The organism is Streptomyces sp. NPDC006544, from assembly GCF_040611715.1.
Taxonomy (GTDB): Bacteria; Actinomycetota; Actinomycetes; order Streptomycetales; family Streptomycetaceae; genus Streptomyces.
Map to the genome: position 1 here is coordinate 10,813 of NZ_JBEXOV010000080.1, position 23,597 is coordinate 34,409.

Consider the following 23,597-nt stretch of genomic DNA (forward strand, 5'->3'; position numbering starts at 1 on the left):
CACCAGTCTTCCGCGCCCGCACCCGCACCCTGCTGACTCATGCCCCTCATTCTCGGGCTCCCGACGGGACGGAATCCGGCGAACTCACGAAAAGGGAGGGTCCATCGGACCGCCGTCCGATGGACCCTCCCCCTTTCAGCCGTACGACCTAGCGAATGTCGTACGCCCGCGCGACCGTCTGGGTGACGGTAGCGCCGTTCACGTCGGTCAGCTCGACCTTGAGCATGACCTGCCGGCCGGCGGCCCCGGCGTGGTCCACGGTCGCGGTCCACCGCCCGCCCTGCTCGCCGGCCTTCGCCTCGGTCCAGTGCTCACCGTTGTCGTACGAGTACGACAGCGCGGCGGACCTGAGCGCGCCGGGCGCGTAGCCCGCGTGCCCGCTGACCCCGAGGGTGATCTTCTGGCCGTCGGCCGCGGCCAGCGTCTTCATCCCGTCCAGCGGGGCCGAGATCCGCGGGAAGAGGATCGGCAGCGCCTGCGAGTACTGCGCCGCGTCCAGCTTCGAGCGGAAGGTCCAGGTGGTGCGGATCGCCGAGGAGCGCTGCCAGGTGCGGGCCGGCTGGCCGAACTTCTCCAGCTGCTGGGTCAGTTGGTACGTGGCTTCCCCGGCCGGGACCTCGAAGACCCCGGAGGGGTAGCCGCTGTCGCCCATCGGCTCGCCGTCGCGCTCGAGCGAGACGTTGCCGAGGTCACCGAAGCCGCCCTGCTGCGCGTAGTGCCCGCTGTCGCCCCACATCGCGGAGCTGAACCCGATCAGGTTGCCCTGCCGCTCGGCGGCCAGCTGCTCCTTGCCCGCGGTGTCGCGCGACGCGACCGGGCCGACGACCCCGTCGTACCAGTTCTCGGCGCGCCGGGATCCCGCCCCGTACGTGCGCTGCCGGTCGGTCATGAACTCGCCCCAGGGGAAGCTGCTGGCGACCAGGTGCTCCCAGGCCGTGTCCCCGGCGGAGTAGAACTCGGTGCGCCTGCCCGGCACCGCGACGGTGTCGATGCTGCCGAAGAACACGGCGGTCCCGAGCGGACGGTAGGCCCCGGTGATGTCGACGAAGTCGGCCGCGACGCCCATCGACCCGTAGGCCGACTCGACGGCGCCGAGCTCGCGGTCCCGCACCCGGTAGGTCCGGTCGCCGTGCACCGGACCCTTCTCGATCTGGGCGAGGTTGTAGACGTACGGGCTCTTCGCGCTGCCCTTCCAGTTCAGCGTGACCCCGCCCTGCGGCGCCGCGGCCAGCTCGGCCAGCAGGGCCCGTGCCTCGCCCGCCTCGATGGACATGGCCGGGAGCGATCCGCCCGCGTAGCCGGTGAAGCCCTGCCAGCGGCCGGGTGCGTCGCGGTGGGCGAGGACGGCCTTGGCCCCGGCCGCCCTCGCGTTCTGCGCGGCCTCGTAGAGCGAGGCGTCGGCCGTCCTCACCAGCACGATCGCGTCCTTGGCGGCGATGGCGGCGAGCTCCTGCGGCGTACCCGTGCCCGCGTCGACGAGCGGTGCGCTGCCGGTGCCGTCGAGGTTGTCGCTGCCGGTGGAGGCGGTGATCGGGTGCAGGAGCGGGCCGCCGTTCGCCTTCAGCTCGGAGAGCAGCGGCGCGGCCGCCCGCCAATAGCTGCCGAACTCGAACGCGCCGTCCTTCGCCTTTCCTTCGACGGAGGCGTAGTAGCCGCGGACGGTGCGCCCGCCCATGGCGGTGCCGGCGTGCAGCCAGACCTCGTCCCAGGAGCGGGAGAAGGCGAGGGTGGTGCTGCGCGCCTCGGTCGGCCGGTCGGTCTCGATGCTCAGCCGGGCGGCCTTGCGGGCGTCCAGCACGATCACCGTGTCCTTCTTGACCTCCGTCTGCGGACGGCCGAGGTAGGTGATCGAGTCGGTCATCGTGGCGTTCTCGCCGGCGTCGGGGGTGGCGACGAAGGCGGAGAGGAAGTACGCGCCCGGGCGGACCCGGTAGACCTGGTCGACCGCGCCTTCGTTGAAGCGGCGGCTGCCGGTGGCGTCGTCGGTGCCGATCACGTCCAGCGAGGACGGGCCGGCGGCCGGCTTGCCGTCGCGGTCGACGAGCTTGACGCGCAGGGTGACCGTCTCCGGCTCCACGTAGAGGGAGAACGGGGTGGAGACGTGCACGCCGTTCGCCGTGGCGACGACGCGGCCGGTGACGTCACCGTACTGGGAGCGCTCCAGCTTCACGGAGGGGTCCAGGGCGAGCGGCACCTTGACGGTGGCGCCGGCCGGGACGGTGACGGTGCGCCGGTCCAGACGGGCGACCTGGCCGCGGACGGCGGAGCCGTCGTTGCCGGTGACCTTCTCGACGGCGAGGTTCAGCGTGACGGGCCCGCCGCCCGTGTTGGTGTACGGGACTTCGACGCTGCCGCGGTCGCTGCGGTCCTGCGGCCAGGCGTAGGCGCCGCCCTGGAGCGAGGAGGCGCCGGTGACGGTGGTGTCGAGGGCGGCCTTGACGTCGAGGCGGCCGCCGCCGGTCTCCCGTACGTCGCCCGCGATCGCGGTGTTCGCGGATCCGACCAGCGCGGCCTTGATCTGCTGCGGGGTCCAGTCGGGGTGGCGCTGCTTGACGACGGCGGCGGCGCCCGCGACGTGCGGGGTGGCCATCGAGGTGCCGGACATGGACTGGTACGCGTACACCCCGCGGCCGCCCATGGCGGCGGCGGAGATCCCGACGCCGGGGGCGGCGATCTCGGGCTTGAGGGTGTGCTGCGTTCCGGCCGGGCCGCGGCTGGAGAAGGGGGCGGTCGTGTCGTCGCGGTCGACGGCGCCCACGGTCAGCACGCTGGGCGCGCACCCGGGCGAAGAGACGGTGTTGTCGCCCGGGCCGGAGTTTCCGGCGGCGATGACGAAGAGCGTGTTGCCGCTCCGGGCCAGGGCCTCCGTCGCGGCGGCCATCGGGTCGTCGCAGGACAGCTGGGAGGGGTCGCCGAGGCTCATGGAGACGACGTCGGCCTTGCTGTCCACGGCCCACTGCATGCCCGCGATGATCCACGAGTCCAGGCCGTAGCCGGAGTCGTTGAGGACCTTGCCGCTGAGCAGCTGGGCGCCGGGGGCGACACCCCTCTTCGCTCCGCCGCTCTCGGCGCCGGAGCCGCCGACGGTGGAGATGGTGTGGGTGCCGTGGCCCTGGCGGTCCTCGGCCGTGTCCGAGTCGGTGAAGTTCTTCGCCTCGGCGATCCGGCCCTTGAGATCGGGGTGTTCGAGGTCGGTGCCGGTGTCGAGGACGGCGACCCTGGTGCCCGTGCCGTCGAATCCGGCGGCCCACGCGGCGGTCGCGTTCACCTGCCGGGTGGAACGCTCCAGGTTCGCCCGGACCTTGCCGTCCAGCCACAGCTTCTTCAGCGGGGCGGAGGCCGCGGACCGGGTGTGGGCGTTGGTGGCGCTGCCGGTGACGACGGCCCAGAACTCCGCGGCCTTCGCCTTGTCGGCGGCCAGCGCGACGCCTCCGATGGAGCCGAGGACGAGGGACTGTTCGGCGCCGCGCGGGACCGGCGGGGCGCTGCGCGCGACGCGCGCGGAGTCCTCGTACACCGCGATGAGCGGAAGCTTCCCGGTGTGCGCGTCGTCGTAGCCCTGCCGGATCAGGCCGGTGACGTTGAAGAGTTCCTCGTCGGCCCTGCCCGCGGCGATCGCCTCGACGGCGCTCTCGGGGTAGACGTACAGGTCCTTGCCCGACTGGCGGGTCTGCACGACCGGTTGCGAACCGTCCTCGCGGGGCATCGCGGTGGCGGCGGTGCGGCCGGCCGCGTCCGTGGAGACCAGGACGCGGTCGCCGGTGACCAGGGTCACCGTGACGGGGGTGGTGGGCTGCTTCGCGGCCGCCTCGCTCCCCGTGAGGGGTCTGTTCGCCGTTCCGCTACCCGCTCCGGACGCCCCCTCTCCCGGCTGTGCCGTGGACGGACCCACGGCGGTGACGGCCAAGGCGGCCGCGAGGGCCGCTCCCAGTGCCGTACGCGATATCGGGCGCATCGCTCTCCCCAGATGAATTCCGGCCAACCACTTCGATGCGCGGCGAAATCGCCCCGTAAATGGCTGCGGGCCAGCGGATATTGGTGCTGCGGTGGCGTCACCTTGGCAGAGAGGCGGGGGGTACGGCGATGATGTCGCAGGCGGGTTTGCGCCGTGGCCGCTTCCCGCCAGGAACGGCGCCGAGAGAGTTTGGGGTGGGACGCGATGCTGGGAGCGATAGGTCTCGACGAGGGACAGGAGTCCGCCTACCGCGCGCTGGTCGCGCTGGGCGCGGCGGAAATACCCGATCTCGCGCACCGGTTGACGCTGCCCCTTCAGCAGACGGAGCGGGCCCTGCGCCACCTGGAACGGCACGGGCTCGCCGCCCAGTCCTCCGCCCGGCCCGGCCGGTGGGTGGCCGCCCCGCCGGGAGTGGCGCTGGGCGCGCTGCTCACCCAGCAGCGGCACGAACTGGAGCAGGCGGAGCTGGCGGCGGTGCTGCTGGCGGAGGAGTACCGGGCGGAGGCCGCCGAACCGGCCGTGCACGACCTGGTGGAGGTGGTCACGGGCGCGAGCGCGGTGGCGCACCGTTTCCACCAGCTCCAGCTGGGCGCGACGGAGGAGGTGTGCGCGCTGGTCACCGGCCGGCCGCAGGTCGTCGCCGCCACGGACAACGAGGCGGAGGACCGGGCCTCCGTACGGGGCGTGGCGTACCGGGTCGTCATCGAACGGGAGGTGCTCGCCGGGCCCAGCGGGATCCGCGAGGCCTCGACGGCGCTGGCGCGCGGCGAGCACATCCGGGTGACGGCCGAGGTACCGACCAAACTGGTGATCGCCGACCGGACGCTCGCGATGGTTCCGCTGACGGCGCGGGGCGCGGAGCCGGCGGCGCTGGTCGTGCACGCGTCGGGCCTGCTGGAATCCCTGAGGGCCCTCTTCGAGGCGGTCTGGCGGGAGTCGCTGCCGCTGCGGCTGGGCTCCACGGGCGCCCCGGAGGAGGGCGACGGCGCACCCGACGCCACGGACCTGGAGATCCTCACGCTGCTCCTGGCGGGCATGACGGACGCGAGCGTGGCGAAGCACCTGGAGCTGGGCCTGCGGACGGTCCAGCGGCGGGTGAAGGGCCTGATGGAGCTCTCCGGGGTCACGACGCGGCTCCAGTTGGGCTGGCACGCGTACGAACGGGGCTGGGTGGCCCGGTAGCCCCGCGTCGGGCAGGCTGAGCAGATGGATCTGCCTCCGCTGCTCCTGATGGGGCTGGTGCTGCTGCTCGGAGTGGCCGGGGTGCTGGTCCCGGGCCTCCCGGGGACCTGGCTGGTGTGGGCCGGGGTGCTGTGGTGGACCCTGCACGAGCAGTCGTCCGCGGCGTGGACCCTGCTGGCCGCCACGACGGCCCTGCTGTTGGTGGTGCAGGTGGTGAAGGGGCTGCTGCCGCCGCGCCGGCTCCGGGGAGTGGGCGTCACCAGCCGGATGGCGGCGTACGCGGGCGCGGGCGCGGTCCTGGGCTTCGTGCTGGTGCCGGTGGTGGGGGCGGTCCCGGGTTTCGTGGGCGGGATCTACGTGTGCGAGCGGCTGCGGCTCGGCTCGGACGGCGAGGCGCGGACCTCCGTCCGGGCGGTGATGCGGGCGGTGGGGACGAGCGTGCTGGTGGAGCTGTTCGCGTGCCTGCTGGTGGTGGGCGCGTGGGTGGGGACACTGCTGTGGGCCTAGGACCCGTACGGGGTCCGGCGCGGGACCGGGCTCGGACGAAGGCGGGGCAGACGCACGCGCGGGGCGGGTACCGAACCGGCCGCGGGGGCGGGCCGGCTGTCGGCCCTCCCTATGCTGACGGCATGAAGATCACCGAGCGGACCCTTACGGAGGCCTGGCAGCGGACGGCCGCGCGGCACCCCCCGCTGCACGAGGTCGGGCTGCCGCCCGTGGCGCTCTCGGACGACGAGCTGGAGGAGTGCGCCGAGCGCGCCGAGGAGGCGGGGGACGACGGCCTGTGCCTGCTGCTGGACGAGGACGGCACCGTACGCGGCCGTCACGGCCCCTACCGGGAGGTCTTCGCCACCCGCGACCTCGAACAGGCCCTCTACCTCATCGCCGAGGCCGCGATGCGGCGGCGCGGCGGCGGCCTCGGGGAGGTGGCCGACGCGCTGGACCGGATCGATCCGGTGTGGGGCAGGCGGTTCCGCAGCGGGGGCCTGGACGACGCGGGGACGGTCGAGGCGTGCGGGCGCGACCCGCTGGAGGGGCTCGCCTGGATAGCCAGGTCCTGGCGCGAGCAGGACCCGTACACGACCCTCGCCTTCTTCCGCGCCGCACCGGGGCAGACCGTGGACGCCGAGCGGCTGGCCCTGCTGTACGGGGCCGACCCCGGGCAGGTTGCGGCCGGCACGCGTCTGAAGGACCTGCGGGCCGTGGACGGCGGCCGGGCCCACTGGGACCGCCACGGGGAGAGCTGCTGTTTCGGGGAGGCGGGCGGGTGGACGTTCCTGCTCTACCACGACACGCCGACGGGGTCCTTCGCCGACGAGGAGGCGTACGCGGCGCTCGGGATCAGGGAGACCGTGCGCCTGACCGCCACCTCCGCGAAGGCCATCTACACCCTCGACTACGAGCGGGACGGCCGCCGCGTCGACGACGGCTGGGGCATCCTGGAACTGATCTGGTACGAACGCGGCCGCGCCCCCTATCTGCGGGGCGGCGAACTGGACTTCCTCAACGCGGCCGTGCGCCGTGCCGAGCTGGACCATCCCGGACTGACCCACACGTTCGAGCTGTACTTCCACGCCTTGGAGCAGTCCCTCGGCCTTCGTCTGCCGCGCCAGGACTTCGCGGACGGCGAGGTGCGGGCCGCGTACTGGGCCGGGCCGTGGCACTGACCCGCGCCCACGGGCCCGACCTCGCGCGCACGGGGCCGTCGGGGGCCGGACCGGTCCTGGTCCCGTGGACCGGGGCTTCGGCCGCGGGACGTACGTCGCGGGCCCGATGCGGTGCGGGGCCGGGCCTGCGATCGTCTTGCCCATGACGGACCTGACGGGCTTCAAGGATTTCAAGGGCTTCAGCGAGCCGGAACTGACGTACCTGCGGGCACAGCACCTGGGGCGGCTCGCGACGGTGGACGCGGCCGGACAGCCGCAGGCGAACCCGGTGGGGTTCTTCCCGCAGGAGGACGGGACGATCCTCGTGGGCGGCCTGTCGATGGGCACGACGAAGAAGTGGCGGAACCTGGAGGGCAATCCCCGCCTGTCCCTGGTCGTGGACGACCTGGTCAGCACCCGCCCGTGGAAGGTCCGCGGCGTGGAGATCCGCGGCGTCGCGACGCTGGAAGTCGGCCCGCACTCCCTGGGTCCCCACTTCAGCCCGGAAGTGATCCGCATCCACCCGCACCGCGTGCTGTCCTGGGGCCTGGACGACGCGTAGTCCGCGACGCGGACCGGCCGGGGGGCCGACCGCGGGGACGGCCGGAGGCCGGGTCCCGCGCAGTGGAAACCCGCAGCCCCGCGCAGAGAAAACCCGCAGCCCCGCCCGGCGGAATGCCGGGCGGGACCACGGGGCTTGGGCGGGACCCCCGGGAGGACCCACTGCGGGGCCCCGGGAGGGATCGCGACGCGGGAGCGTCAGCCGCGGCCCCCGCGCTTCGCGGCGTAGTTCGCGCGGCCCTCCGCGGACCGCAGCCGCCAGTCCCGCCTGATCTCCGACCGGAGCCGCGCGTCCGTCTTGGCGACGATCCGCTGGTTCTCCCGCAGCAGCTTGCGGTAGCTCTCCAGCCTCCGCTCCGGCAGTTCCCCCGAGGCCACGGCGGCCCGCACCGCGCACCCGGGCTCCGCCTCGTGCGCGCAGTCGTGGAACCGGCACTGCCGGGCGAACTCCTCGATCTCCGAGAAGACCTGCCCGACACCCGCCTCCGCGTCGAAGAGCCCCACGCCCCGCAGCCCGGGCGTGTCGATCAGTACGCCGCCGCCCGGCAGCGCGAGCAGGTTGCGCGTCGTGGTCGTGTGACGGCCCTTGCCGTCCACGTCGCGCGTCTCCTGGACCTCCATCACCTCGGAGCCGAGGAGCGCGTTGGCCAGCGTGGACTTGCCCGCGCCGGAGATGCCGAGCAGCACGCTCGTGCCGCCCGCGACCACCGCGGCCAGCACGTCCGTGCCCTCACCGGTCAGCGAGGACACGGTGAGGACCTGGACGCCCGGCGCCGACGTCTCGACGTCCTCGACGAGGTGGCCGAGGGAGACGGGGTCCGGGACGAGGTCCGCCTTGGTCAGGACGACCAGCGGCTGCGCCCCCGATTCCCAGGCGAGCGCCAGGAAGCGCTCGATGCGGCCGAGGTCCAGTTCCACGGCCAGCGACACCGCGATGATCGCGTGGTCGACGTTCGCGGCGAGGATCTGGCCCTCGGACCGCTGCGAGGAGGTGGACCGCACGAAGGCGGTCCGGCGCGGCAGGTAGGTCTTGACGTACCGCGGGGTGCCGTGCGCCTCCACCACCGCCCAGTCGCCGGTGCAGATGACCCGGAGCGGGTCGTGCGGGGTGACGAAGGCGGTGTCGGCGCGGACGATCCCGTCCGCCGTCATGACGTCGCACTGCCCGCGGTCGACCCGTACGACCCGGCCGGGCACGAGGCCCTGATCGGTGTACGGGGTGAACTCGTCCGCCCAGGCATCGTCCCAGCCGAAGGGGCCGAGGGCGTGCGAGAGCGAAGCCTGCGAGAAAGAAGAGAAAGACAAGGGAAACCCTTCACAGGGTGGCCCCGGCAGAGCGCGCCGCCACGGCGCGCGGGAGTGGTGTGAGGTCAGCCGGAGACCACGGAAGTGACATTGATGGTCTTCTGAGTGCGGGCAGCGCCCTGCGCGATGACAGTCATCAATGAACTCACCTCCGGGTCGTACAACATGCTGACGCGTGCGGGAACACGCCGTCCCGCACCGCTCGGCGGGAACACCCCCACCGTAACAAGTCCGTTCAGGCGCGCGCCACTTCTTTTACGTGCCCCCGCGCCGCCCGCCCGCGCAGGGCTCCGCCCGCGCTCCACGCCCGGCTCGCGAGGTCGCGGGCGAGGATCCCCGCCCGGGTCGAGGGCACCAGCAGCGCGGCAGCCCGGGCGACCCCGCGCTGTTTGGGGTCGACCAGCAGCCGGTGGCGGGCCTCGTAGCGCCGGAAGGCCGCGGTGTGGTCGCCGGGGCTCGCGGCGAGTTCGACGGCCAGCGTGTGCGCCCCGGCCACGGCGAGGGTGCTGCCGTCGCCGAACAGCGATACCGAGGAGGCGGCGTCACCGAGCAGCGCGGTGCGGCCGAGGGACCAGCCGGTCATCCTGACCTGGCTGACGGCGTCGAAGTACAACTCCGGCGTGGTCCGCAGGCGGTCCATCAGTTCGGGCACCCGCCAGCCGCCGCCCGCATAGGCGGCGGTGAGCAGCCGCTTGTGCCGATCGGTGTCGCGGTGGTCGAAGCCCGCTTCGGCCGGGGCCCGGTAGGCGAGGAAGGCAAGTGAGCTGCCGCGCCGGGGGTGTACGGCGGCCAGACGGCCGGGAGCGCTGTGCGCGACGACGGTGTGGGGGTCCTCGGCCGGGACGCCGAGCGGGAAGGTGGCTACGTACATCCCCGCGTGGTGCACGAACCGGCCTTCCTCGCCGAAGGCTTCGCGCCGGACGGCGGAGTGCTGGCCGTCGGCGCCGATGACGAGGCCGAAGCGGCGGGGCGGTCCGTCACGAAAGGTCACGTCGACCCCGTCCGAGTCCTGACGGAGGGTGTCGATGGAGTCCCCGAAGAGGAACTCGGCGTGTTCGCGGCTCGTTTCGTGCAGCACGGCAGCTAGGTCGCCGCGGCCGATCTCGATGTCCCGGCCGGCGGCGGCGCCGGGCAGGCCGCCCAGCGGGAGCCCGCCCGTGCGGCGTCCGGTGGCGTCGACGAACCGCAGGGCGGTGACCTGGGTGCCGGCTTCCCGGAGGCGGCGCGTGATGCCCATCCGCTCGGCCACTTCGAGCGCGGGGCCCCGGACGTCCACGGGGCTTCCGCTGGAGCGGACGGCGGTCGCACGTTCGACCACGGTCGGCCGGAAGCCGTGCCGGGCGAGCCAGTAGGCGAGCACGGGCCCGGCGATGCCCGCGCCGGAGATCAGGACGCTCTTGTCGACGACGCTCACGGAGGTCTCCTCGTATGCCGCGTTCCACTGCCGACTCTGACTTACCGTCGGTCAGGAGCCACGGTAAATCTCTGTTGTCAACTCAGGCAAGGGACTAGGCTGTTCCTCATGGAGAAACGTCGAACCTCAGATTTTGAGACGATTTACGAGACGCGAATCGCCCCCGTGGCGTCGCATAATGAGTCCATTATCGAGACGGCTTCCGACACCCGGAGGCGGATCCTGCGGGTGTCCATGGAGCTGTTCGGGGTCCGCGGGTTCCACGACACCTCGCTGCGGGAGATCGCCGAACGGGTGGGCGTCTCCAAGCCCGCCGTGCTCTACCACTTCCCCGGCAAGGCCGACATCCTCGCCGCCCTCGTGGAGCCGATGCTCCGCGATCTGGCGGCTGCCCTGGCCCGCGCGGCGGCCGTCCCGCCCGCCTCGCCCGGGTCCGTGCCCGCCGACGCCCGGTGGGCCGCCATCGAAGGGGTCCTCGACGTCTGGCTGAAGCACCGGTACCTGCTCCGGCTCAACCTCCAGGACATGGCCCTGGCCACCCCCGGCCCGGCCTTCGCCCGCCTGCGCGACGCCATGCTCCGGGCGGGCACGCTGGTGGCGGGTGCGGACCCGGGGTTCGCGGAGCGGGTACGGGCGGCCCAGGCCGTCGCGATGCTCTCCGACCCGGTGGTGCTCTTCACCGACGCCCCGGCCCCCGTCCTGCGCGCGGCCGTCCTGGACGGCGTACGGCGTCTCCTGGACGGGCCCGCCGGGCCGGGGACACCGCCGCCCGCGTCCGGCGGCCGGCGCGGCCGGCCCGCCGCCATGAGCCCGGCCATGGTCGAGGCGGCCCGCCGGATGCACGCGGCGGGCAGCGGGGCCACCGCGATCGCCGCCCGGCTCGGCGTCTCCCGGGCCACGGTCTACCGCAACCTCCCGCAGGAGGAGGACGGCGAGTGACGTGTCCGATGCGTTCAATACCGGCCGCGTGCATCGTGCCTAGTCTGACGCCATGACTCCCCGACTCGACATGATCGGCATCATCGTCTCCGACATGGCCGCCTCGCTCGCCTTCTACCGCCGCCTCGGGCTCGACATCCCGGCCGAGGCCGACTCCCAGCCCCACGTGGAAGCCGTCCTGCCGGGCGGACTGCGCGTCGGCTGGGACACGGAGGAGGTCATCCGGTCCTTCGACCCGTCCTGGACCCGGCCCGCGGGCGACGGCCGGGTGGGGCTCGCCTTCCTGTGCGACTCCCCCGCCGCCGTGGACTCCTTGTACGCGGAACTGACCGGCGACGGCCACAGCGGCCACCTGAAGCCCTGGGACGCCTTCTGGGGTCAGCGCTACGCCGTCGTCCTCGATCCGGACGGATCGGGCGTCTCCCTCTTCGCGCCGGCCGACCCGGGCTCCCCCGCCGACCTGGCCGCCCCCGCCGCGTAGTAGGCCCCCGGCGTCGTCCCGGCCAGGGCGCGCACCTCGCGGACGTAGTGGGACTGGTCGGCGTATCCGGCCATGTGGGCCACCGCCGCGTGCGGCAGCCCGCGCCGGGTCAGCGCGAGGGCCCGCTGGAGGCGCAGGATCCGCCCCAGCGTCCGGGGCCCGTATCCGAAGGCGTCGAGCGACCGCCGGTGCAGCTGCCGCTCGCCGAGGCCGACCGCCGCCGCGATGGCGGCCACGCCCTGCCCCGCGCGCAACCGGGCCGCGACCTCCGGGGCCAGCGCGTCCGGGGGCCCGCCGTCGGCCGCGCGGAGCCGGGCCAGTTCCTCCAGTCCGGCGCGGGGGTCCTCGTAGGACGCCACCCGCCCTGTGAGGCGCCGTACCTCGGCTGCGGGCCACAGGCCGGCCAGTTCGACCCGCCGGTCGCGCAGTACGCGGGCCGGTACGCCGAGCAGCGCGGGCGCGGTGCCGGGGGCGAGCCGGATCCCGGCGAAGCCGCTGCCGGCGACCTCGCCGGCGGGGTGCGCGGCGGTGTCGGGGCCGGCCACCAGGAGGCGGCCGTCCACCCACAGCAGGTCGACGCAACCGTCGGGCAGGACCACCCCCGAGCCGCCGGCCGCGTCGGCCCGCCACAGCACGGCGCCGGGGACCAGGCGGGACGGTCGTTCCTCGTACACGAGGACCAGGTTAGTGCCGTCACCCGAAAGGTTTCGGCGGGCCGGCGCCGGCCCGCGCTCAGTGCTTGCGCAGGCGCGAGTGGTAGTCCTCGGGGGGCAGGAACCGCGACCAGCGCTCCGGGAACTCCGACGGCATGTCGTCGCCCTCGTCGTCCTCCGACTCCCCTTCGGCCAGCGCCCGCCAGGCGGCCGCCCGCGCGACGAGCTGCGCGGCCTCGGCCTCGCGGACCCGCTCGTTCGCCTCGCGCGCCGCCGCCGTGGCCAGCGAGGGCCAGACGCGGTCGATCGCGGCGTTGACGGCCGCGCCGACGAGGACGGCGAAGGCCGAGATGCCGATCCAGAGCAGGATCGCGACGGGGGCCGCGAGGGATCCGTAGATCGTGGGGCCCTCGACGGTGTTGGTGAGGTAGATCCGCAGCAGGAAGGAGCCGACCACCCACATGGCGAGGGCGACGAGCGCGCCCGGCACGTCCTCGATCCAGGGCGAGCGGACGGGGACGGAGACGTGGTAGAGCGTCGTCAGGAAGGCGATGGAGAGCAGGGTGACGACGGGCCAGTAGAGGACCGCGATGACTTCCGTGCTCCAGGGCAGGAGCCGCACCACCGTGTCCGGGCCCACGACCATCAGCGGCAGCACGACGGCGCCGATCAGCAGGGCGATGACGTAGAGCAGGAAGGCCAGGAGCCGGGTCTTGACGATGCCGCGCTGCCCGTCGAGCCCGTACATGACGGTGATGGTGTCGATGAAGACGTTGACGGCGCGCGAGCCCGACCAGAGGGCGAAGGCGAAACCGAGGGAGATGAGGTCGGGGCGGCCCCGGTTGGTGACGTCGTCGAGCATCGGTTTGGCGATCTCGTTGACGCCCCGGTCCGACAGGACGGTGCCGACCGCCCGCAGGATGTTCTCCTCGATGCTGGCGACGGTGGTGCCGCCCGACCAGCCGTCCACGTACCCCAGCAGGCCCAGCAGGCCGAGGAAGAGCGGGGGCAGCGAGAGCAGCGTGAAGAAGGCGGCCTCGGCCGCGAGTCCGAGGATGCGGTACTCGATGCACGAGTTCACGGTGTCTTTGAGCAGCAGCCACGCCATCTTGCGCTTCGAGACGTTGCGGTAGAGGGCGCGGGCCCGGTGGAGCCTTCCGGGAATCCGCTCGGGTGTTTCTTTTGCTGGCTGCACGTCCTTACGGTATCCGCATGGCAGCCACCACCCACACAGTCAGCAATCAGGCCCCGCTCCTCACGGCCTACGACGTCTACGGCAGCGACCGGGTCCTGAGCGAGGGCGTGGAGCGGCATCTCGCGGGCGCGGAGCCCGGACTCGCCGCGCAGGTGCGCGGCGAGCTCACGGATCTGGGGCGGGCCGCAGGATCCCGCCAGGCGCAGGACTGGGGCGCGCTGGCGAACGAGAACCCGCCGAAACTGCGCACCCACGACCGGTACGGCAACCGGATCGACGAGGTGGAGTTCCACCCTTCGTGGCACCGGCTGCTCGGGCACGCGGTGGGCGCCGGGCTCACCGACGCGTGGGGGCGCCCCGCGGGGCACCTGCGGCGCGCGGCAGGGTTCTTCGTGTGGTCGCAGGCGGAGTCGGGGCACGGGTGCCCCGTCTCGATGACGCACGCGGCGGTGCCGGCGCTGCGTACGGATCCGGTGCTCGCCGCGGAGTGGGAGCCGCGTCTGACCTCGCACGTGTACGAGGAGGGGCTGCGGCCGGCCGGGCAGAAGGCCGGGGTGCTCTTCGGGATGGGCATGACGGAGAAGCAGGGCGGCAGCGACGTACGGGCGAACACGACGACGGCGGTGGCGCTGGACGCGTCCGGCGAATACCTGCTGACGGGGCACAAGTGGTTCTGCTCGGCGCCGATGTGCGACGGGTTCCTGGTGCTGGCTCAGGCTCCGGGCGGGCTCACGTGCTTCCTGGTGCCGAGGGTGCTGCCGGACGGCACGCGGAACGTGTTCGCGATCCAGCGGCTGAAGGACAAGCTGGGGAACCGGTCGAACGCGTCGAGCGAGGTGGAGTTCGACGGGACGTGGGCGCGCCGGGTGGGCGAGGAGGGCCGGGGGGTGAGGACCATCATCGAGATGGTCGCGGCGACCCGGCTGGACTGTGTGATCGGGTCGGCCTCGCTGATGCGGCAGGCGCTGACGCAGGCCGCTCACCACGCGGAGCACCGCTCCGCCTTCGGCTCCCCGCTCATCGACCAGCCGCTGATGCGCAACGTGCTCGCGGACCTCGCGCTGGAGTCCGAGGCGGCCACCACGCTCACGCTGCGCCTCGCCGCCGCCTACGACGCCGGCACCGACCAGGAGCGCGCCTTCCTGCGCCTCGCGGTGCCCGTCGCGAAGTACTGGGTGACCAAGCGCTGTACGCCGATGGTGGCGGAGGCACTGGAGTGTCTGGGCGGCAACGGCTACGTCGAGGAGTCGGGGATGCCGCGCCTGCTGCGCGAGTCCCCGCTGAACTCCATCTGGGAGGGATCGGGCAACGTGCAGGCCCTGGACGTGCTGCGCGCGCTCCAGCGCGAGCCGCTGGCGCTGGGCGCCTTCCTCCAGGAGGTCGGCCTGGCGCGCGGGGCGGACCACCGGCTGGATTCGGCCATCAAGGACCTGCTGACCGAGCTCGCCGACCTCGAGGGCATCGAGGCACGGGCCCGCCGCGTCGTGGAGCGCATGGCCCTGGTGCTGCAGGGGTCCCTGCTGGTGCGCTGGGCCCCGCCGGAGGTCGCCGACGCCTTCTGCGCCTCGCGGCTGGGCGGCGACTGGGGCGCGGCCTTCGGCACGCTGCCGCACAGTCTCGACCTGCGGTCCATCGTGGAACGGGCCCGGATCACGGGCTGACAGAAGGGCCCCAACCCTTCTGTTCACGGGCTCGCCGAAGGGCCCCAACCCTTCGGCGAGCACGGCGGTCGTGGATCCGGGCCCGTCGACCTGGATGAGGGATGGCGCCGCGCCGACTCGGCACCACCCCTGATCCGTCGAGCCCCGAGGAAGGAGCCGTCACGTCGCCGGGCGACGTCCGCACAGTTTCGATCGCGCGACCGGGACTTGGCGAGAGTTGCATGACGTTGCACCCTTTGAATCGGAACGGCCCGCACCCGGGGCGTACCGCGTGCGCCGGGATCCCGCACGCCTCGTACACCCCCCGGGCGGTATCCGTCGTACGTCTGTTCCACACGGGAGGTTCCGGTGGCCCACACCACGGGCAGCGCGGTCGGTGCGGCACGCATTTCGGCCATGGACGCGCGTGAGGCCGCGCGTCTGCTCAAGGGCGTACGGGCGGCCGCGCTCGCCGGGGACCGGCCGCCGGCCGCGCCCCGCCCGGAGATCGCCGAGTCCTGGCGCCGGATGCTGGCGGGCGGCGTCCACCCGGACCGCGACACCCGCTCCCGGATGCTGTCGGCCGCCGAGACCGAGGAGCGGCGGCAGACGTCCCCGCTGCGGGACCTCCTGCCCGTCCTGCGCGAGGGGCTGCTGCCCTCGCTGGACGAGACCCTGCACATCATGGTCGTCGCCGACGCCGACGGCCGGCTGCTGTGGCGGGAGGGCCACGCCTCCATCCTGCGCAACGCGGACCGGCTCGGCTTCGCCGTCGGGGCCGACTGGGACGAGGCCGTCGTCGGCACCAACGGGGTGGGTACCGCCCTGGTGGCCCGGCGGCCCGTCCAGGTGTTCTCGGCGGAGCACTTCGTCTCCAGCCACCACGACTGGACCTGCGCGGGCGCCCCCGTGCACGATCCCCGGGACGGGCAGCTGCTCGGCGTGGTCGACGTCAGCGGACCGCTGGCCACCATGCACCCGGCGACCCTGGCGTGGGTGAGCTCGGTGGCCCGGCTCGCGGAACGGGAGCTGCGGATCCGGCACCTGGAGTCCCTGGAACGGCTGCGTTCGGTGGCGGCCCCGCTGCTGGCCCGGCTGCCCGGCCGGGCCGTGGCCGTCGACGGCCACGGCTGGACGGCGGCCGTCACGGGGTTGGCGCCGACGGAGCGGATCCCGCTGCCGAAGGCGTTCGGGCCGGGCCGGGTGTGGGTACCGCAGCTGGGCGACTGCCTGGCGGAGCCGCTGCCCGGCGGCTGGCTGCTCAGCGCCGCGCAGACCACCGGCGGGGCGCGGGCCGCCGCCCGCGTCGTCCTGGACCTCAGCCGGCCGGAGGCCTGCCTGGCGACCGTCTACGGGGCCTCGGGCAGCTGGTCGCAGGAGCTGAGCCCGCGCCACGCGGAGCTGCTGTTCCTGCTGGCGGAGTCGCCCCGCGGCCGCTCGGCGGCGGAGCTCGCCCGGGAACTCTTCGGGGACCCGACGCGCACGGTGACGATCCGGGCGGAGATGTCCCGGGTCCGGCGCAACCTCGCGGGCGTCCTCGCGCACCGGCCGTACCGCTTCGCGCAGGACGTGGAGGTCGAGGTGGTCCGCCCCGGGAACCCGGCCGCCCTGCTGCCGCACTCCACCGCCCCGGCCGTGATCGAGGCCCGGCGGGGAGGGGCGGATCCCAGGGGGACCCCCCGGCCGTGACCTGGGGATGTGATTCCCTGGCAGGCATGAGCACCACGACGCTGACCACCTGGTCCCTGGAAATGACCTCGCCGAGCGACCTCGTCCCGTCGGCGGCCGTCCCCGGACCGGAGATCCGGATCGTCCGGTCCCAGGTCCCGTCCCCGGAGTTCAGCCGCTTCCTCTACACCGCGGTGGGCGGCGACGTCCACTGGACGGACCGGCTGGGCCTGACCCGCGCCCAGTGGGCGGAGCAGCTGGGCCGCCCCGGGGTGGAGACGTGGGTGGTGTACGACCGGGGCACCCCGGCCGGGTACGTGGAACTCGACCCGCAGCCCGACGGTGTGGTGGAGATCATCTACTTCGGTCTCATCGCGGAGTTCCGGGGGCGCCGGATCGGCGGCCACCTGCTGACCGTGGGCATCGAGAAGGCGTGGTCGCTGGCGGAGCGCTGGCCCGAACTGCCCCCGACGCGCCGGGTCTGGCTCCACACGTGCAGCCTCGACGGGCCGGCGGCGATGCCGAACTACGTCCGCCGCGGCTTCAAGGTCTTCCGCGAGGAGACGGAGCCCTACGAGCCGTCCCCGACCCCGGGATCCTGGCCCGGCGCCTGAGCTCCACCCGGGGGCCCCGAGGGGCTCCCCGGGGTGACCCCCGTCACGGGGATCTCGCGATACGAGACGACTTCGTCCGGATCGTGGACAGTAGTGGACTCCTCCAATCGCCCCATGCCACGCTTCCGCCATGAACGGAGCTGGAATTGCCTTGGTGAGTCGGCGGCACGTCGACCTCGGCCGCATGTCCAGCGCCATCTGTCCGGCGCGCTGAGGGAACCAGCACCGCCGCACGACGTACGGCCACCGCGCACTGCCGCCGCGCCCGCCGTAGGACGTCACCCCACCACCGCAGTCCCCTGTAGGCCGCCCACCGCCCCACGAAGGCGGCGATCAGCCACACCCGCTCCATGTGCGCCAGGGGTCACGCCGCCACTCCCCCTGCCCATGCCCTGAGCCGCCGAAGAAGGACGTACCGCCATGGCCGCCACCCCCGAAACGACCGCAGCCGCCGCACCCGCCGCCGCCGCGCGCCGCAAGACCGGCCGTCACCGCGGTGAGGGCCAGTGGGCCGTCGGACACCACACGCCCCTCAACGGCAACGAGCAGTTCAAAAAGGACGACGACGGTCTTAATGTGCGGACACGCATCGAGAACATCTACTCCAAGGCGGGCTTCGACTCGATCGATCCCAACGACCTCCGCGGCCGTATGCGCTGGTGGGGGCTGTACACCCAGCGCAAGCCCGGGATCGACGGCGGCAAGACCGCGATCCTCGAGCCGGAGGAGCTGGACGACAAGTACTTCATGCTGCGCGTCCGCATCGACGGCGGCCGGCTGACCGTCGCGCAGCTGCGCGTCATCGGCGAGATCTCCCAGGAGTTCGCGCGCGGCACCGCGGACCTCACGGACCGCCAGAACGTGCAGTACCACTGGATCCGCATCGAGGACGTCCCCGAGATCTGGCGCCGCCTGGAGGCCGTCGGCCTCTCGACCACCGAGGCCTGCGGTGACTGCCCCCGCGTGATCCTCGGCTCGCCGGTCGCCGGCATCGCCAAGGACGAGATCATCGACGGCACGCCCGCCATCGACGAGATCTACCGCCGCATCGTGGGCAACCCGGACTTCTCCAACCTGCCCCGCAAGTTCAAGTCCGCGGTCTCCGGCTCCCCTCTGCTCGACGTGGCGCACGAGATCAACGACGTCGCCTTCGTCGGCGTGAACCACCCCGAACACGGCCCCGGCTTCGACGTCTGGGTCGGCGGCGGCCTCTCTACCAACCCCAAGCTGGGCGTGCGCCTGGGCACCTGGGTCTCGCTGGACGAGGTCCCGGACGTCTACGAGGGCGTCATCTCGATCTTCCGCGACTACGGCTACCGCCGGCTGCGCACCCGCGCCCGCCTGAAGTTCCTCGTCGCCGACTGGGGCCCGGCCAAGTTCCGTCAGGTCCTCGAGGACGAGTACCTGAAGCGCAAGCTGACCGACGGCCCGGCGCCCGAGCAGCCCAGCGGCCAGTGGCGCGACCACGTCGGCGTCCACCAGCAGCAGGACGGCCGGTTCTACGTGGGCTTCGCACCCCGCGTGGGCCGTGTCGACGGCGCCACCCTGACCAAGATCGCGGACGTCGCCGAGAGCCACGGCTCCGGGCGGCTGCGCACCACCGCCGAGCAGAAGATGATCGTGCTCGACATCGAGGCGGACCGGGTCGACTCGGTCGTCGCGGCCCTGGAGGCGCTGGACCTGCGGGTCACGCCGTCGCCGTTCCGCCGCGGCACGATGGCCTGCACCGGCATCGAGTTCTGCAAGCTGGCCATCGTCGAGACGAAGGCGCGCGGCGCCTCGCTGATCGACGAGCTGGAGCGCCGCCTGCCGGAGTTCGCGGAGCCGCTGACCATCAACATCAACGGCTGCCCGAACGCCTGCGCCCGTATCCAGGTGGCGGACATCGGTCTCAAGGGCCAGCTGGTCCTGGACGACGAGGGCAACCAGGTCGAGGGCTACCAGGTCCACCTGGGCGGCGCGCTCGGCCTGGAGGCCGGGTTCGGCCGCAAGGTCCGCGGCCTCAAGGTCACCGCGGCCGGTCTGCCGGACTACGTCGAGCGGGTCGTCACGCGCTTCGAGGACCAGCGCGAGGGCGGCGAGCGCTTCGCCGCCTGGGTGACCCGTGCGAAGGACGAGGACCTCTCGTGAGCGAGCGCGCCGCGCCCTTCTACTGCCCGTACTGCGGTGACGAGGACCTGTTCCCGAACGAAACCGGCCACGGGGCATGGGAATGCAGGGCCTGCAACCGAGCCTTCCAGCTGAAGTACCTGGGGCTGCTGGCCCGGGGTGTTCGGTCCAATGACGCTGGAGGGGACGAGATATGACCACCATTCAGGAAACCGGTCCCGAGGCCGGCGCGCTGAAGGCGCTGGCCGAGCGGGCGGGCCGCGAGCTCGAGGACGCCTCGCCCCTGGAGATCCTCACCTGGGCGGCCGAGACCTTCGGCGGGAAGTTCGCCGTGACCTCCTCCATGGAGGACGCGGTGGTCGCCCACCTCGCCTCCCGCGTCTTCCCCGGCGTGGACGTGGTCTTCCTCGACACCGGCTACCACTTCGAGGAGACCATCGGCACCCGTGACGCGGTCGAGGCCGTGATGGACGTCAACGTCATCACGCTCACCCCGCGCCGGACGGTGGCCGAGCAGGACGCCGAGTACGGCCCGAAACTGCACGACCGCGACCCCGACCTGTGCTGCGCGCTGCGCAAGGTCAAGCCCCTGGAAGAGGGCCTGACGGCGTACGACGCGTGGGCGACGGGCCTGCGCCGCGACGAGTCCCCGACCCGGGCGAACACCCCGGTGGTCGGCTGGGACGAGAAGCGGCAGAAGGTCAAGGTCTCCCCGATCGCCCGCTGGACCCAGGACGACGTGGACGCGTACGTCCAGGAGCACGGCGTCCTCACCAACCCGCTGCTGACGGACGGTTACGCCTCCGTCGGCTGCGCACCCTGCACCCGCCGGGTGGCCCCGGGCGAGGACGCCCGGGCCGGCCGCTGGGCCGGGCGCGGGAAGACCGAGTGCGGACTGCACGGCTGATGACAGACACCTCTCGCACGGAACCGACGGAGACGAAGCAGATGAGCGTGAGCGACCAGGGCGCCACCGTGTGGCTGACCGGGCTGCCGAGCGCGGGCAAGACCACCATCGCCTACGCGCTGGCCGAGCGGCTGCGCGCCGAGGGCCACCGTGTGGAGGTCCTTGACGGCGACGAGATCAGGGAGTTCCTCTCCGCGGGTCTCGGGTTCGGCCGTGAGGACCGGCACACCAACGTGCAGCGGATCGGCTTCGTCGCCGAACTCCTCGCGAGCAACGGCGTCAAGGCGCTCGTGCCGGTGATCGCGCCGTTCGCGGACAGCCGCGAGGCCGTCCGCAAGCGGCACGCCGCCGAGGGCACCTCGTACCTGGAGGTCCACGTGGCCACCCCGGTGGAGGTCTGCTCGGAGCGTGACGTGAAGGGCCTGTACGCCAAGCAGGCGGCGGGCGAGATCTCCGGTCTGACCGGGGTCGACGACCCGTACGAGGCACCGGAGTCCCCGGACCTCCGTATCGAGTCGCACACGCAGTCCGTGCAGGAGTCGGCTTCGGCCCTGCACGCGCTGCTCACCGAGAGGGGCCTGGCATGACCGCCACCGTCGCACACGTCCACGAAGGGACGGACGCGCCCTACGCGCTGTCGCACCTCGACGCCCTCGAATCCGAGGCCGTGCACATCTTCCGCGAGGTGGCGGGCGAGTTCGAGAAGCCGGTGATCCTCTTCTCCGGCGGCAAGGACTCGATCGTCATGCTGCACCTGGCGCTGAAGGCGTTCGCGCCGGCGCCGGTGCCGTTCAGCCTGCTCCACGTGGACACCGGCCACAACTTCCCCGAGGTGCTGGCCTACCGGGACCGCGCGGTCGCCGAGCACGGCCTGCGCCTGCACGTGGCCTCCGTCCAGGAGTACATCGACGCCGGCAAGCTGCGCGAGCGCCCCGACGGGGTCCGCAACCCGCTGCAGACCCTCCCGCTGACCGAGGCCATCCAGAGCCTCAAATTCGACGCCGTCTTCGGCGGCGGCCGCCGCGACGAGGAGAAGGCCCGCGCCAAGGAGCGCGTCTTCTCCCTGCGCGACGAGTTCTCCCAGTGGGACCCGCGCCGCCAGCGCCCCGAGCTGTGGCAGCTCTACAACGGCCGCCACGCCCCCGGCGAGCACGTGCGCGTCTTCCCGCTGTCCAACTGGACCGAGCTGGACGTGTGGCAGTACATCGCCCGCGAGGACATCACGCTCCCGGAGATCTACTTCGCCCACGAGCGCGAGGTCTTCCAGCGCAACGGCATGTGGCTGACGGCCGGCGAGTGGGGCGGCCCGAAGAGCGGCGAGACCCCGGAGTCCCGGCTCGTGCGCTACCGCACCGTCGGTGACATGTCCTGCACCGGCGCCGTCGACTCCGACGCCGCCACGCTCGACGCCGTGATCACCGAGATCGCCGCCTCCCGGCTCACCGAGCGGGGTGCCACCCGCGCCGACGACAAGATGTCCGAGGCCGCGATGGAAGACCGCAAGCGCGAAGGGTACTTCTAGAAATGACCTCCACCACCGAGCAGTTCGCCGATCTGTCGGCGACCACGCTGCTGCGCTTCGCGACCGCCGGTTCCGTCGACGACGGCAAGTCCACGCTCGTCGGCCGCCTCCTGCACGACTCCAAGTCGATCCTGACCGACCAGCTGGAGGCCGTCGAGGCGGTGTCCGCCCAGCGCGGCCAGGACACTCCCGACCTCGCGCTGCTCACCGACGGCCTGCGGGCCGAGCGGGAGCAGGGCATCACCATCGACGTGGCCTACCGCTACTTCGCGACGGCCCGCCGCCGGTTCATCCTCGCCGACACCCCCGGGCACGTGCAGTACACCCGGAACATGGTCACCGGCGCCTCCACCGCCGACCTCGCGGTGGTCCTGGTCGACGCCCGCAACGGCGTGATCGAGCAGACCCGCCGGCACGCGGCGGTCGCCGCGCTCCTGCGGGTGCCGCACGTGGTCCTGGCCGTCAACAAGATGGACCTGGTGGGCTACGCGGAGTCGGTCTTCGCCGCGATCGCCGAGGAGTTCACCGCGTACGCCTCGGACCTGGGCGTCCCGGAGATCACCGCGATCCCGATCTCGGCCCTGGCCGGCGACAACGTGGTCGAGCCGTCCGCGCACATGGACTGGTACGGCGGCCCGACGGTGCTCGAGCACCTGGAGACCGTCCCGGTCAGCCACGACCTCACCGCCTGCCCCGCGCGGTTCCCGGTGCAGTACGTGATCCGTCCGCAGAGCGCCGAACACCCCGACTACCGCGGCTACGCGGGCCAGATCGCCTCCGGCGTGCTGCGGGTCGGCGAGGCCGTGACCGTGCTGCCGTCGGGCCGCACCTCGGTCATCGAGGGCATCGACGCGCTCGGCGGGAGCGTGGACATCGCCTGGGCCCCGCAGTCGGTGACGGTGCGGCTGAAGGACGACATCGACATCTCGCGCGGCGACCTGATCGCGCCGTCCGCGAGCGCGCCCGCCACCACGCAGGACGTCGAGGCGACGGTCTGCCACGTGGCGGACCAGCCGCTGGCCGTGGGCGCCCGGGTGCTGATCAAGCACACCACGCGCACGGTCAAGGCGATCGTCAAGGAGATCCCCTCGCGGCTGACCCTGGACGACCTGTCACAGCACCCGAACCCCGGACAGCTGGTCGCCAACGACATCGGCCGGGTCGTCGTACGCACCGCCGAGCCGCTCGCGCTCGACTCGTACGCCGCCTCGCGCCGCACGGGATCCTTCCTGCTGATCGACCCCGCGGACGGCACGACGCTGGCGGCCGGCATGGTCGGCGAGTCCTTCGCCTCCCAGGCCGAGACCACCGTCCAGGCCGATGAGGAAGGGTGGGATTTCTGATCATGATCGGCGATATCTACTCCACCTTCGCGAAGGAGGGCGGCCGTGTGGGCAGTGGCTCCCTCGGCAGCGGCCAGGGAGGTGTGGGGCGATGTGCGTGATGACGTACGCGCACCGCTCGCGCGCCCACACCCCCGCAGAGCCGTACCCGCCCCGGCTCCACAGACGAAGACGTGCGTCGTGAACCGACGCTACGAGAGGAAGCCCTCCCGTGCCTGCCACCGGTACCACCCGTAGGACCCCGAACCGCGGCCTCGTCGCCGCTGCAGCCCTGCCCCTCCTGATCGGCGCGCTCGCCTCGTGCGGCTACGGCTCCGAGGCCAAGAAGGACGACGCTCCCGCGAAGGAGAACGCCGCCGCCGCCGGCGAGAAGCTGTCTGCCTCCGAGGTCCGGATCGGCTACTTCCCGAACCTGACGCACGCCACCGCGCTGGTCGGTCTGCAGGAGGGCCTGATCCAGAAG

The 23,597-nt window shown here is 72.9% G+C and carries 21 protein-coding genes and 1 pseudogene; 17 read left to right on the forward strand and 5 right to left on the reverse strand.

The features are described 5' to 3' along the window. Positions 1-148 precede the first annotated feature (148 nt). Positions 149-3,955, reverse strand: a complete 3,807-nt coding sequence (locus tag ABZY44_RS28745; RefSeq protein WP_356658793.1) for a S8 family serine peptidase — start codon at positions 3,953-3,955, stop codon at positions 149-151. Between the two features lie 204 nt (positions 3,956-4,159). Between ABZY44_RS28745 and ABZY44_RS28750 the strand changes: the two genes are divergently transcribed. The 4 genes from ABZY44_RS28750 (at position 4,160) to ABZY44_RS28765 (ending at position 7,345) form a co-directional block, all read left to right on the forward strand. Then, positions 4,160-5,137 (forward strand): helix-turn-helix domain-containing protein, encoded by a 978-nt coding sequence (locus ABZY44_RS28750; protein WP_356658795.1) that lies wholly within the window; start codon positions 4,160-4,162, stop codon positions 5,135-5,137. A gap of 24 nt (positions 5,138-5,161) precedes the next feature. Continuing rightward, positions 5,162-5,644, forward strand: a complete 483-nt coding sequence (locus tag ABZY44_RS28755; protein ID WP_356658796.1) for a DUF456 domain-containing protein — start codon at positions 5,162-5,164, stop codon at positions 5,642-5,644. 122 nt (positions 5,645-5,766) lie between these two features. Beyond that, on the forward strand, positions 5,767-6,804 hold the full coding sequence (locus tag ABZY44_RS28760) for a hypothetical protein (RefSeq protein WP_356658798.1): 1,038 nt from the start codon (positions 5,767-5,769) through the stop codon (positions 6,802-6,804). Positions 6,805-6,946: 142 nt separating this feature from the next. Then, positions 6,947-7,345, forward strand: a complete 399-nt coding sequence (locus tag ABZY44_RS28765) for a PPOX class F420-dependent oxidoreductase (RefSeq protein ID WP_356658800.1) — start codon at positions 6,947-6,949, stop codon at positions 7,343-7,345. A 197-nt stretch (positions 7,346-7,542) separates the two neighbouring features. On the opposite strand, the gene rsgA is transcribed toward ABZY44_RS28765, so the two are convergent. Together rsgA and ABZY44_RS28775 are read right to left on the reverse strand one after the other, a co-directional pair. Then, positions 7,543-8,649, reverse strand: coding sequence for a ribosome small subunit-dependent GTPase A (rsgA, locus tag ABZY44_RS28770; protein ID WP_356658802.1), 1,107 nt, complete (start codon positions 8,647-8,649; stop codon positions 7,543-7,545). Positions 8,650-8,884: 235 nt separating this feature from the next. After that, entirely contained in the window at positions 8,885-10,063 is a 1,179-nt protein-coding gene (locus ABZY44_RS28775) for an FAD-dependent monooxygenase (protein ID WP_356658804.1), read from the reverse strand. Positions 10,064-10,171: 108 nt separating this feature from the next. On the opposite strand from ABZY44_RS28775, the gene ABZY44_RS28780 reads away from it, so the two are divergent. After that, entirely contained in the window at positions 10,172-11,002 is an 831-nt protein-coding gene (locus tag ABZY44_RS28780; protein WP_356658806.1) for a TetR family transcriptional regulator, read from the forward strand. Between the two features lie 52 nt (positions 11,003-11,054). Next, complete coding sequence (locus tag ABZY44_RS28785; protein ID WP_356658808.1) at positions 11,055-11,483, forward strand: VOC family protein; 429 nt, start codon at positions 11,055-11,057, stop codon at positions 11,481-11,483. Here ABZY44_RS28785 and ABZY44_RS28790 read toward each other — a convergent pair. Further along, a complete protein-coding gene (locus ABZY44_RS28790) occupies positions 11,387-12,157 on the reverse strand; it encodes a helix-turn-helix domain-containing protein (RefSeq protein ID WP_356658810.1) in 771 nt (256 codons plus the stop codon). The genes ABZY44_RS28785 and ABZY44_RS28790 overlap by 97 nt on opposite strands. Before the next feature lie 58 nt (positions 12,158-12,215). Continuing rightward, entirely contained in the window at positions 12,216-13,331 is a 1,116-nt protein-coding gene (locus tag ABZY44_RS28795) for a YihY/virulence factor BrkB family protein (protein ID WP_356658812.1), read from the reverse strand. A 17-nt stretch (positions 13,332-13,348) separates the two neighbouring features. On the opposite strand from ABZY44_RS28795, the gene ABZY44_RS28800 reads away from it, so the two are divergent. The 11 genes and pseudogenes from ABZY44_RS28800 to ABZY44_RS28850 all read left to right on the forward strand — a co-directional run. Then, a complete protein-coding gene (locus ABZY44_RS28800) occupies positions 13,349-14,992 on the forward strand; it encodes an acyl-CoA dehydrogenase family protein (protein ID WP_356658814.1) in 1,644 nt (547 codons plus the stop codon). 396 nt (positions 14,993-15,388) lie between these two features. Beyond that, positions 15,389-16,660, forward strand: a complete 1,272-nt coding sequence (locus tag ABZY44_RS28805) for a GAF domain-containing protein (RefSeq protein ID WP_356658828.1) — start codon at positions 15,389-15,391, stop codon at positions 16,658-16,660. A gap of 26 nt (positions 16,661-16,686) precedes the next feature. Then, on the forward strand, positions 16,687-17,253 hold the full coding sequence (locus ABZY44_RS28810; RefSeq protein WP_356658816.1) for a GNAT family N-acetyltransferase: 567 nt from the start codon (positions 16,687-16,689) through the stop codon (positions 17,251-17,253). A 130-nt stretch (positions 17,254-17,383) separates the two neighbouring features. Next, positions 17,384-17,467, forward strand: coding sequence for a putative leader peptide (locus ABZY44_RS28815; RefSeq protein WP_312847410.1), 84 nt, complete (start codon positions 17,384-17,386; stop codon positions 17,465-17,467). A 206-nt stretch (positions 17,468-17,673) separates the two neighbouring features. Next, entirely contained in the window at positions 17,674-19,383 is a 1,710-nt protein-coding gene (locus tag ABZY44_RS28820; RefSeq protein ID WP_356658818.1) for a nitrite/sulfite reductase, read from the forward strand. Then, the gene (locus tag ABZY44_RS28825; RefSeq protein WP_356658820.1) at positions 19,380-19,559 is read left to right on the forward strand and encodes a hypothetical protein; all 180 of its coding nucleotides are present in this window, start codon (positions 19,380-19,382) and stop codon (positions 19,557-19,559) included. The genes ABZY44_RS28820 and ABZY44_RS28825 overlap by 4 nt, the downstream gene beginning before the upstream one ends. Beyond that, positions 19,556-20,269, forward strand: a complete 714-nt coding sequence (locus ABZY44_RS28830; RefSeq protein ID WP_356658822.1) for a phosphoadenylyl-sulfate reductase — start codon at positions 19,556-19,558, stop codon at positions 20,267-20,269. Before ABZY44_RS28825 ends, ABZY44_RS28830 begins: the two co-directional genes overlap by 4 nt. Positions 20,270-20,310: 41 nt before the next feature. Beyond that, positions 20,311-20,856 carry an adenylyl-sulfate kinase gene (gene cysC / locus ABZY44_RS28835; RefSeq protein WP_356658830.1) on the forward strand — a complete coding sequence of 182 codons (546 nt, stop codon included), beginning with the start codon at positions 20,311-20,313 and terminating at the stop codon, positions 20,854-20,856. Then, positions 20,853-21,791 carry a sulfate adenylyltransferase subunit CysD gene (cysD, locus tag ABZY44_RS28840; protein ID WP_356658824.1) on the forward strand — a complete coding sequence of 313 codons (939 nt, stop codon included), beginning with the start codon at positions 20,853-20,855 and terminating at the stop codon, positions 21,789-21,791. Before cysC ends, cysD begins: the two co-directional genes overlap by 4 nt. Before the next feature lie 2 nt (positions 21,792-21,793). Further along, positions 21,794-23,134, forward strand: a complete 1,341-nt coding sequence (locus ABZY44_RS28845; RefSeq protein ID WP_356658826.1) for a GTP-binding protein — start codon at positions 21,794-21,796, stop codon at positions 23,132-23,134. A gap of 211 nt (positions 23,135-23,345) precedes the next feature. Beyond that, positions 23,346-23,597 (forward strand): annotated as a pseudogene (locus ABZY44_RS28850) (sulfate ABC transporter substrate-binding protein); the annotation flags it as partial.

Coding starts and splice junctions, on each gene's coding strand:
- ABZY44_RS28780 (WP_356658806.1), top strand. CDS start 10,172: ATGGAGAAACGTCGAACCTCAGATTTTGAGACGATTTACGAGACGCGA.
- ABZY44_RS28755 (WP_356658796.1), top strand. CDS start 5,162: ATGGATCTGCCTCCGCTGCTCCTGATGGGGCTGGTGCTGCTGCTCGGA.
- ABZY44_RS28800 (WP_356658814.1), top strand. CDS start 13,349: ATGGCAGCCACCACCCACACAGTCAGCAATCAGGCCCCGCTCCTCACG.
- cysD (WP_356658824.1), top strand. CDS start 20,853: ATGACCGCCACCGTCGCACACGTCCACGAAGGGACGGACGCGCCCTAC.
- ABZY44_RS28750 (WP_356658795.1), top strand. CDS start 4,160: ATGCTGGGAGCGATAGGTCTCGACGAGGGACAGGAGTCCGCCTACCGC.
- ABZY44_RS28810 (WP_356658816.1), top strand. CDS start 16,687: ATGAGCACCACGACGCTGACCACCTGGTCCCTGGAAATGACCTCGCCG.
- ABZY44_RS28785 (WP_356658808.1), top strand. CDS start 11,055: ATGACTCCCCGACTCGACATGATCGGCATCATCGTCTCCGACATGGCC.
- ABZY44_RS28815 (WP_312847410.1), top strand. CDS start 17,384: ATGAACGGAGCTGGAATTGCCTTGGTGAGTCGGCGGCACGTCGACCTC.
- ABZY44_RS28805 (WP_356658828.1), top strand. CDS start 15,389: ATGGACGCGCGTGAGGCCGCGCGTCTGCTCAAGGGCGTACGGGCGGCC.
- ABZY44_RS28745 (WP_356658793.1), bottom strand. CDS start 3,955: ATGCGCCCGATATCGCGTACGGCACTGGGAGCGGCCCTCGCGGCCGCC.
- ABZY44_RS28830 (WP_356658822.1), top strand. CDS start 19,556: ATGACCACCATTCAGGAAACCGGTCCCGAGGCCGGCGCGCTGAAGGCG.
- cysC (WP_356658830.1), top strand. CDS start 20,311: ATGAGCGTGAGCGACCAGGGCGCCACCGTGTGGCTGACCGGGCTGCCG.
- ABZY44_RS28845 (WP_356658826.1), top strand. CDS start 21,794: ATGACCTCCACCACCGAGCAGTTCGCCGATCTGTCGGCGACCACGCTG.
- ABZY44_RS28760 (WP_356658798.1), top strand. CDS start 5,767: ATGAAGATCACCGAGCGGACCCTTACGGAGGCCTGGCAGCGGACGGCC.
- ABZY44_RS28765 (WP_356658800.1), top strand. CDS start 6,947: ATGACGGACCTGACGGGCTTCAAGGATTTCAAGGGCTTCAGCGAGCCG.
- ABZY44_RS28820 (WP_356658818.1), top strand. CDS start 17,674: ATGGCCGCCACCCCCGAAACGACCGCAGCCGCCGCACCCGCCGCCGCC.